A 1,649-nucleotide genomic window follows, 5' to 3' on the forward strand; every position below is an offset into this window, starting at 1 on the left:
TGCGCGCGGCGCGATCGGGAGCCGCGCCGCCGCCGCGCCGCACCCGCCACCTGCCCTGGGTAGCGGCACTGCCCGGCAAGATGCGCTTCCCACGCTCCGGGCTCTACATCTCGCCGCTGGCGCCGCTGCTGATCGGTGCGGCGGTCGGCATGCTCACCGTCATCCTCGGCATCGGCGGCGGGTTCATCATGGTGCCGGCGATGGTCTATATCCTCGGCATGCGCGCCCAGGCGGTGGTCGGCACCTCGCTGTTTCAGATCATCTTCGTCACCGCGGCGACCACGCTGCTGCACGCCACCGCATCGAAAAGCGTCGATATCGTGCTGGCGCTGCTGCTGCTGCTGGGCGGGGTGACCGGCGCGCAGCTGGGCGTGCGGGCGGCGCAGAAAATGTCGCCGGATCGGCTGCGGCTGGCGCTGGCGCTGCTGGTGCTGGGCGTCGCCATCCGCCTGTTCATCGGCCTGACCTGGACGCCGGCCGAGCCCTTTGCGTTGTTTGAAGGCGCATGATGGGGCGCATGATCGCGCGCATCCTGGCAGCGGTGGGCCTGTGGCTGGCCCTGGCCGGGGCCGCGCCGATCGTGCTGATCACTCAGCTGTCCCAGGCCCGCATCGATATCAACACCACCTTCCGCGGCGCCGAGCTGCTGGTGTTCGGCGCCATCCAGTATCCGCAAGGCAGCGTGCCCGATGCGCCGCCCGATATTGCGGTGGTCGTGCGCGGCCCCACCGCGCCGGTGACCGTCCGGCAAAAGGCCCGCATCGCCGGCGTGTGGGTGAATGCCGCCGGTGTGCGCTTTGAATCGGTGCCGGGTTTCTATGCCGTCGCCTCCACACGGCCGATCAGCGCGCTCGCCGATGAACGCACGACCGCCATCTATGAAATCGGCATCCGCAATCTGCAGCTATCGCCGGCCAGCGGCGCCGATGACGAGATCAGCCGCGCGTTCGAGGCCGGCCTCGTGGCGGCGCGCGAAAAGGCCGGGCTCTTTGCCGAGCATCCCGGCGGCGTGCAGATCACCCGCGGCGTGCTCTATGCCGCCCGCGTGGCCCTGCCGGCGGCGGTGCCGGTGGGCGATTACACCGCTGAAATCCACCTGATCCGCGAGGGCCGTGTGCTGGCCAGCACCTCGGCGCCGTTCCTGATCGGCAAATCCGGGTTCGAACGCTGGGTTTACGTGATGGCGCAGGAAAACAGCCTGCTCTATGGGCTTGCCGCCGTGCTGGCCGCGCTGAGCGCCGGGGCGCTGGCCGCCGTCATCACCCGCCGCCGCTGGTAGGCCCTTGTCAGCCGCCAACATTCGACTCGCACGCAGCCCGCTTTTCGTTTAGGTTATCGACTGGCGCATTATCGGAACGGCTGCTTTGAATTCTCACCGCATCGGCCGAAAAGCTCCACAACAGGCAGACTCTCTTTGGATTTGGATTAGGTAATGAGCTTTGATCGACGGGGACGTGGTCCCGGACGCGGTGGGTTTGACAAGCGCGAGCGCGGCTTTGACAGTTTTGAAGAACCCCGCAGCTTTGGCGGAGGTGACCGCTTCGGTGGCGGCGGCTTTGGCGGCGGCGGTGGTGACCGTTTCGGCGGCGGCGGTGGCCGCGGCGGCTTCGGTGGCGGCGGTGATCGCTTCGGCGGTGGCGGCGGTGGCG

The 1,649-nt window shown here is 68.5% G+C and carries 2 protein-coding genes; both read left to right on the forward strand.

The window, feature by feature from the left end:
• Positions 1 to 509: sulfite exporter TauE/SafE family protein (locus GJ693_RS15835; RefSeq protein WP_156257193.1), on the forward strand; the 509-nt coding region annotated here is incomplete at its 5' end.
• The gene (locus GJ693_RS15840) at positions 506 to 1,279 is read left to right on the forward strand and encodes a TIGR02186 family protein (protein WP_235902998.1); all 774 of its coding nucleotides are present in this window, start codon (positions 506 to 508) and stop codon (positions 1,277 to 1,279) included. The genes GJ693_RS15835 and GJ693_RS15840, both read left to right, overlap by 4 nt.
• Positions 1,280 to 1,649 lie beyond the last annotated feature (370 nt).

This window comes from Sandarakinorhabdus oryzae (assembly GCF_009733735.1).
In the GTDB taxonomy this organism is placed as follows: domain Bacteria; phylum Pseudomonadota; class Alphaproteobacteria; order Sphingomonadales; family Sphingomonadaceae; genus Sandarakinorhabdus; species Sandarakinorhabdus oryzae.